We start from the raw sequence: 7,647 nt of genomic DNA, 5'->3' as shown, positions 1-7,647 counted from the left end.
TCGACCTTGGCCAGATCATCGAAGGTGAACATTAGCGATTTGATCTTCTCAGCACTCTCTCGGTTGCGTTCTTCCAGTCCGCTCATGAACTGGTTCTCGGTATTCCGATCAAGGCCGTTGAAGATATCGGCCATCATCTCGTGGCTGTCTTGCTTGGCCGAACGCGCCAAGTTGGTCATGAATTCTGTGCGCAGCGTGCGTTCAACGTTATCAAGCACATCTTTTTGTACCGCTTCCATCCGCAGCATCCGCATGATGACTTCCATGGCGAAGTTTTCCGGCAGTAATGCCAACACCTTTGAGGCGTGATCAGATTTGATTTTTGAGAGCACCACGGCCACGGTCTGCGGATATTCGTTCTTGAAATAGTTGGCCAGAACCGCCTCGTTCACGTTGTCCAACTTGTCCCACATGGTGCGACCCGCAGGACCCCGGATTTCTTCCATGATCAAGTTGACACGTTCTTCCGACAAGCTCTGGTGGAGCAGGCGTTCCGTGCTGTCGAATGAGCCGGTTAAATTACCACCACCGCCGGAAAGTTGATCCGCAAATTCCACAAACAAACCTTCCACAGTGGTTGATTCAACACCCCCTAAGGTCGACATGCTTTGCGACAAGTCGCGGATTTCTTCGTCGTCCATTAACTCAAACAATTTAGCCGAATAATCAGGCCCCAAAGCCAGCATGAAGACCGCCGCTTTCTGTCCGCCATTGAGTTTTCGACTGTCACCTCTGAGTTTTGCCATGGTTGATCTTTCTTAACCGCAGTTTTGTTCGATAAAAAAGTAAATTAACTATAACAAATTTATAGCCTATTTACACGCTTTCCCAAGCGCAATTCAAGCCTAATTCACCGGCCGTATTGGCGATTGTCGCGAGGCATGCCCGCTCATTTTTAGGAGATATCGATAGATCAATTCGAATACGATAGGTGGCATTTTCATCGTCGCTCGATTTTTCCGCATTCAGGCGCACAATATTTGCTCTAAATTGAACAAAGACCTCGCTGAGTCGCGCAATTAACCCAGGGCGGTCTCCGCCACTCACAATAATTCGGTGGGTTATCGACTCAGAAGGATTTTCCAACGTTGGGCCTGTATAAGGAGCAACATTAACTTCTTCGTTTCCGAGCCCGAGTTGCTCTATGAGGGAGAACTGTAATTCATCCAATGAGAGGTCACTGGGAAAATCGCATACGGCTGTTAGTTTCGCCTGGTCACCAAACACGCGGAACACGGTGTCTTCCATGTTCGCACCCAAATCAAACAGGATTCCGGCGGTCTCTGAAACCAACCCTACCCGGTCTGCACAATCGATTGTTACAATACCCATGTTATCCATAATCTGGCCTCAATAAGATGATGTTAATCCTCTCTGTGCAAGTTAGCACTTCTGGAGCGTCAGGGAGAAGTGGCAGTTTGTTCTCCTGATTGTTATCATTTTCATAACGGTTCAAGATGAACCATGGAGAATGCAATGAATTGGAACGGAATCGTAGGCGCTGTAGCATGTATGGCAGGGTTGCTGTCAGCGGGTATTGCTGGCGCGCAATCGAGTTCTGGCGCAGCCACACCCTCAGCGCGTCCAACAGCCCAGGTCACGCAGTATACGCACCCGGTGCGAAAATTTATTATTGCAGTGCCACCAGGGGAAAAAGTCGTGCCCCGCGGAAAGCGACAGGATCTTATGATTCGATCACGCCGTGGATACGTGGTGAGCATTCAAACAGATGATCGCAACCGCACCATCGACCTAAAGCATATGATCGGCAAACTAGAGTCCCAGGAAATGGGCAAGGGCAAACGGTGGTCTCATAAAATTGGCGAACGATTTATAAATGTCGGCGGCCTGCCGGCCTATGATGCGATTTACGAGGGATCGAACATCCGGACGCGGACAGTCATTGTCAGGGGGGCAATAACAGATTTTGTTATCATGTTTGTGGCGGCACCTCGAACGTTCCCCTCCCTCAGCAATATATTCGATTGGGTGGTTGAGAATTTTCATCCGGCCCCACCCGAACTAGCAGGTGTTCCAAAGCCCTCCGCGCAAGCCATGGCACCAAGAAATTCGAAGGCCCCTGTAATGGCTCAGGCCAATCCGCCTGCTCAGGCGGCACTAAAACATTATGGCGGTCCTTTGGAAGGGTATTCGCTGAAGTATCCTGGGACTTGGGTGGCGTCTAACCCAAATCCCTCCACCGTCTATTTCAGCGGCCCCAAAGGTGCTGATACCTATTATACGTTAATTGGTGTGCGGTCTCTTCGTCCCAAAGCCAAGGGGCCTGACGACGCCGTGCGGAAGGTTCTGACGACGATAAAATCTGAGATAAAGGGGGCTGCAAAGAATCTCAAATCATTAGGAGAAGTGCCCTATCGATTTAAGGGAAAAGGGTTCTCCCTTCTGGGTCGAGAAATCATTCTAACGTATCATTTGCACGATCAGGAATACAAAAAGTGGACCTTGGTTTTACCGAGTGGCGTGGGTGACACGGTTCTGGCGTGGTCGTTTACTGCACCGGCTTATTTGTTCGAAAAGCACCTGCCAATGGCCCGAAAAGTTAAAGATAGTTGGTACATTCATGCGCCGCGGAAATAAGGAATTTCGGATAATGATATTTTCGAAAATAAATGTTATTGGCCCATTATTTCTTGGTTTGTTTTTGGTTTTGAGTGCCGCCGGGCCCTCCCAAGCCGCTGAGAAAAAAGCCAAAGCCTTTAATGTGCCGCCCGTGGATGCCTTGGTCGACTATTTCGAAGAGATTGTTTTTGGCTCGGATGTTGATCCAAAATATAAACTCAAGGTGATTACCAAATGGACTGAGAAACTAAAAATCAGTGTTCGAGGCAAGCCTTCCAAGGCAGTGATCGCGGCCCTGCAAAAGCATATCCAGGCTGTCCTTCCACTCGCTGGCATTGGCGCCAAGACGGTTAAAAAAGATGCAAATCTACAAATCACCTTTATTCCCAAAGGTGGCAAAATCAATCTTGGAAAGAAATCCATCACCGTCACCGGGCCTGGATGTTCATTCTTCAGCCAATCCAAAGAGGGAAAGATTTACCTCACTCAGATAATTGTGAACAACATAGGTGGCGATGATCAGATCAGCCATTGTCTCTTGGAAGAATTCACCCAAAGCCTAGGTCTGCCCAACGACAGCGATAACCTCAGGCCTTCTGTTTTCAGTGAAAAAGACAAACTCCAAACTCTGACTCTCCCTGATAAAATCTTACTGAGCACGCTTTACCATCCCCGCATGATGCCCGGCATGAAACGCAAACAGGCCCTGTTGGTTGCCAGAGACATCATCGGTGATTACCGCAAAGGGATGGTATTGATGGTGCAGTCGATTAAAGGGCGTTAAGTCTAGTCGTGCAAAAGCGCATGCGATTTTTGAATAATTCTCTCTGTCTCCGACCATAATTTCAGCGATTCGAGAGTCTCAAAGGGATACCAAGCCGCCTCCATCGCATCGCTGCCGCCTTGTGGTTCGCCTGATACCCATTTGGCGTAGACGTCAACCAGGGTGTAGTGCTGCTTCACCTTGCCTTCATCATCGTGTGTGATCGAATCGACGACATCGACGAGCCCCAGGACTTCGACGACCATGTTAGTTTCTTCGAAGGTTTCGCGCTTGGCGGTTTCGAAATAGGTTTCGCCCAGTTCCTGTGCGCCGCCCGGCAGGCTGAGTCGCCCTTTGCGCGGTGCTTTGCCTCGTTTTATGAGGCAGAACTGATTTTCCTTCCAAATTACGATGCCGACACCGACCAAAGGGTGGGAGGGATAAAATCGTGACACGGGCAAGATACCTTTTGTTGGGACACTCTAGGGGTAAGTTATGGTTGTTCTTTGGGCAAGGGAACACTTATGGATAGCTTCTTTGTTAATCTACAGTAATATGGTGCCAACTATTTTCGAACATTTTCGTCAAAATGCACCAATGAGGGGCCAGAGGACATGAATACGCAGGTTCTGGATAGAAAGACCTTTCAGCAAGGGCAGTCAGTCTTTGAGCAAGGAGAGACCGGCACAAGCGCCTATATCATTCAAGATGGCGAAATCCAGATTGTTCGGAACTTTGAAAATGAAGACACCGTTTTGGGGACGATTGGCAAAGGGGGAATATTTGGTGAAATGGCTTTGGTCGACGATCAACCCAGGATGGCCAGGGCGGAAGCATCTGCGCCCACAACGGTGATTGTGATATCTCGGGAAATTTTTAACCAAAAACTACAGAAAACTGACCCTTTCATACGCGGCCTATTAAATATCTTTGTTGATACCATCCGGCAGCGTGATTGATTTTTTCCTCTCAGATACCTTCTTGGCGGCGTTAATACTTTAATTATTTGATACTGGCATTGTGCGGATATGGCACATCACCCTATACCATGGGCAATGGCAAAGGCTGAGTTAGAAGCCGATTGGAACAAAACATATGGTTCAAGATAAAATAAAGACGTCAAAAACTGGCGACGGCAAATCTGCTCATGCGCCCAGGCGTGGACTAGGCGCACGCCTGCGCGGGTATTTTTTGGCGGGTGTCTTGGTGACCGTGCCGATTTCACTGACGTTTTATCTGGTTTGGGTCTTTACGAAATTCGTCGACCGCTGGGTCGCGTCTCTGGTTCCTGATTTTTACAATCCGGAAGCCGATGTCCCGTTTGGACTTCCTGGTGTTGGTTTGATTGTCGTTGCCGTAGTGATGATCCTGATTGGTGCCGCAACCGCTGGCTTCGTTGGGCGGTTCTATCATCGGGTGGTGGACAACCTCTTAGCGCGATTGCCGGTAGTGCGCGGCGTCCACAGCGCGATTAAGCAAATTCTGCAGACTGTATTTTCCAAGAAATCCAATGCGTTCCGGGAAGCTGTATTGGTCGAATACCCCCGCCGCGGCATCTGGGCGATTGCCTTTATCACCGGAAAGACAGAGGGCGAGGTACAAAACCTGACGGTCGAGGAATGTATCAATATCTTTATTCCGACGACGCCGAACCCGACCTCTGGATTCCTGTTATTTGTCCCTAAGAAGGACCTCGTGACGCTCGATATGCCCGTCGAAGAAGCGATCAAGATGGTCATTTCGGGTGGTATCGTCACGCCGCCTGACCACCGTCCGCTCGAAGAACAGAAAATACCGAAAATCTCGGCGACGACGTATGAGGACATGGATCTTTTACGAGAGAAAGAGGGCACGCCTATCTTGGTTGCTAAAAAATAATAACTCTATCCCGACTGCAAAAACTTCACCGCAGCGTCTCTCTCGAACAAATAGAGCAACGTTCTAAGCGCTTGGCCGCGTTTGTCTTTAAGCTCTGGGTCTTTGGATAGTATCAGTGCGGCATCGTCCCTGGCCGTCGCTAGTAATTCCCCGTGAATGGTTAAATCTGCCAGTCTGAACTCTGGCAAACCGCTTTGGCGGGTGCCCAGCAGTTCACCCGCTCCCCGCAGACGGAGATCTTCTTCCGCAATAACGAACCCATCATTGGTTTCACGCAAAATTTTTAGCCTCGCACGGGCTGTTTCGGTTAGGGGAGGGGCATAGAGTAGCAAACAGGTGGAAGGACGTTCGCCGCGCCCGATGCGGCCTCTCAACTGATGTAACTGAGCAAGCCCGAACCTTTCGGCGTGTTCGATCACCATGACGGTCGCCTCGGGAACATCAACGCCAACTTCAACAACCGTTGTGGAAACCAGGATATCAACGTTACCCTTGGCGAATGCCTCCATGACAGCGTCTTTTTCCGGTCCCTTCATGCGTCCATGGACCAAGCCCACACGATCCCCGAACAAGTGTTTCAGGTGATCATAGCGTTCTTCGGCAGCTGCGGCGTCAATGACTTCGGATTCTTCCACCAACGGACACACCCAAAAGACTTTTGATCCTTCATTTAATGTTCGCCGGATTGCATCGACAACATTGTCTAGCCGTTCAAGAGGAAGCACACGCGTATCAATCGGTTTGCGGCCAGCTGGCTTTTCCAACAGGCGAGAGACATCCATGTCACCGTAGGCCGTCAGCATCAGGGTCCGGGGAATGGGTGTTGCGGTCATAACAAGCATATCCACCGCGGAGCCCTTAGCCGCGAGTGTCAGGCGTTGGTGCACGCCGAATCGGTGTTGTTCGTCGATGACTGCGAGACCCAAGTTCTCGAATTCCACGTCGTCTTGAAACAAAGCATGGGTGCCGATGGCAATGTGGGCCGCACCGCTGGCGAGTTTTTCCAGTATGGCATCTCGGGGCTTACCCTTATTTCGACCGGTTAAGAGGACTACTTCCAATCCTGCCGCCTTTGCCAATGGCTCAATGGTTTCAAAGTGTTGGCGGGCAAGTATTTCGGTTGGGGCCATAATAGCAGTTTGATACCCAGCCTCCACCGCGCCCAGCATCACCATCAACGCGACCACGGTCTTGCCGCTGCCGACATCCCCTTGCAGCAGCCGCATCATGCGGTCGTCACTCGACATGTCGGTCTTGATTTCTGTGAGCGCGGTTTCTTGGGATGAGGTCAAGGCGTAGGGGAGGGTGTCGAGGACTTTGCGGCAGAGACTGCTGTCTCCTTCGATAGAACGGCCTTTCAGGCGGCGCATGTTGGCGCGGACGAGTGCGAGGGCTAATTGGTTCGCCAGAAGCTCATCATAAGCGAGCCTGGAACGAGCTAAGGACGTTGGTTCCAGGGACTTTTCATCCTCTGGGGCATGACCGGACATTAGCGCCGGGTGCCACGCGGGCCATTTCTGCTGATTTAGGTAGGACTCGTCGATCCATTCCGGCAACTCTGGGGCACTTTTAAGGGCGGCGCGGAGGATCTTCCCCAGAACCTTCAGCGACAAGCCTTGGGTGAGGGGATAAACCGGCTCCACCGCCTGCATTTGATCGCGCTCTTCTAGTGTACAGATGTGATCTGGGTGGGTGATTTGAATTTCTTGGCCGAATTGTTCGACTTTGCCGCTGACTACCCGTGTTTCTCCCTCAGGTAGAGATTTCTTGAGATAATCGCTATGGGCATGGAAGAAAACCAGAGTTAGGGTGCCGCTCTCATCGGAGCAGAAGACCTTATAAGGGAGGCGTTTTTGGGGTGGTTTTCTATGCTGATCCACTTGCAGGGTTAGGGTGGCAATGCGCCCGGATATAGCTTCAGCGACCTTTGGGGAATAGCGTCGGTCAATGATGCCGCTGGGCAAATGCCAGAGCAGATGATGGATTTCCGGTCCGGCTAGTGTCTCCAGAAACTTTGCATTGCGTGCGCCTACGCCAGGCAAGTTTGTGACCGGTTGAAACAGGGGATATAGGACTTCAGGACGCATACGCTAATCTTACGTGCTGACATAGCTCCCGGGAAGTTTTATATCGGGGGATTAATGTTGAAGGGTGTGAGAACATGGATGACCGGCGCAAGCGCATGAAGTTTCGTTTTAACCATATGGGAATGGCGGAAAACGATGTGCTATTTGGATCGTTCGCCAATGCTCATTTGGAAACGTTAAGCGACGAACTTGTTGATCAATTGGAAGCCTTGTTGGACGTCAATGATAACGACTTGTTTAACTGGGCTGCGGGACGGGAACCAGTTCCAGAAAAATACGACAATGAGATATTTAATTTAATACAAAACTTTAAGTTAAGCTTATAATAAATTGAATAAA

General features: G+C 50.2%; 9 protein-coding genes. 5 read left to right on the top strand and 4 right to left on the bottom strand.

Annotated features, from left to right (window positions below; translation table 11 throughout):
* Nucleotides 1-746 (bottom strand): flagellar motor switch protein FliG (locus HOM51_18545; protein ID MBT5036515.1); only part of this gene is annotated, 746 nt, incomplete at its 3' end.
* A gap of 70 nt (nt 747-816) precedes the next feature.
* Complete coding sequence (locus HOM51_18540; protein ID MBT5036514.1) at nt 817-1,332, bottom strand: amino acid-binding protein; 516 nt, start codon at nt 1,330-1,332, stop codon at nt 817-819.
* Nucleotides 1,333-1,476: 144 nt separating this feature from the next.
* Here HOM51_18540 and HOM51_18535 point away from each other — a divergent pair, with 144 nt between their 5' ends.
* Both HOM51_18535 and HOM51_18530 read left to right on the top strand, forming a co-directional pair.
* On the top strand, nt 1,477-2,598 hold the full coding sequence (locus HOM51_18535; GenBank protein ID MBT5036513.1) for a hypothetical protein: 1,122 nt from the start codon (nt 1,477-1,479) through the stop codon (nt 2,596-2,598).
* Nucleotides 2,599-2,611: 13 nt separating this feature from the next.
* On the top strand, nt 2,612-3,364 hold the full coding sequence (locus HOM51_18530) for a DUF2927 domain-containing protein (GenBank protein ID MBT5036512.1): 753 nt from the start codon (nt 2,612-2,614) through the stop codon (nt 3,362-3,364).
* Nucleotides 3,365-3,366: 2 nt separating this feature from the next.
* Here HOM51_18530 and HOM51_18525 read toward each other — a convergent pair whose 3' ends face one another.
* Nucleotides 3,367-3,798 (bottom strand): NUDIX hydrolase, encoded by a 432-nt coding sequence (locus HOM51_18525; GenBank protein ID MBT5036511.1) that lies wholly within the window; start codon nt 3,796-3,798, stop codon nt 3,367-3,369.
* A 159-nt stretch (nt 3,799-3,957) separates the two neighbouring features.
* Between HOM51_18525 and HOM51_18520 the strand changes: the two genes are divergently transcribed.
* Complete coding sequence (locus HOM51_18520; GenBank protein MBT5036510.1) at nt 3,958-4,302, top strand: cyclic nucleotide-binding domain-containing protein; 345 nt, start codon at nt 3,958-3,960, stop codon at nt 4,300-4,302.
* A 136-nt stretch (nt 4,303-4,438) separates the two neighbouring features.
* Nucleotides 4,439-5,221: a DUF502 domain-containing protein gene (locus HOM51_18515; GenBank protein ID MBT5036509.1), complete on the top strand. Its 783-nt coding sequence runs from the start codon at nt 4,439-4,441 to the stop codon at nt 5,219-5,221.
* 5 nt (nt 5,222-5,226) lie between these two features.
* On the opposite strand, the gene recG is transcribed toward HOM51_18515, so the two are convergent.
* Nucleotides 5,227-7,308 carry an ATP-dependent DNA helicase RecG gene (gene recG / locus HOM51_18510; GenBank protein ID MBT5036508.1) on the bottom strand — a complete coding sequence of 694 codons (2,082 nt, stop codon included), beginning with the start codon at nt 7,306-7,308 and terminating at the stop codon, nt 5,227-5,229.
* Between the two features lie 74 nt (nt 7,309-7,382).
* On the opposite strand from recG, the gene HOM51_18505 reads away from it, so the two are divergent.
* On the top strand, nt 7,383-7,634 hold the full coding sequence (locus tag HOM51_18505) for a succinate dehydrogenase assembly factor 2 (protein MBT5036507.1): 252 nt from the start codon (nt 7,383-7,385) through the stop codon (nt 7,632-7,634).
* Nucleotides 7,635-7,647 lie beyond the last annotated feature (13 nt).

The organism is Rhodospirillaceae bacterium, from assembly GCA_018660465.1.
In the GTDB taxonomy this organism is placed as follows: domain Bacteria; phylum Pseudomonadota; class Alphaproteobacteria; order Rhodospirillales; family JABJKH01; genus JABJKH01.
The sequence above is the reverse complement of the archived record's forward strand: the minus strand, read 5'-3'. Positions and strand labels throughout refer to the sequence as shown.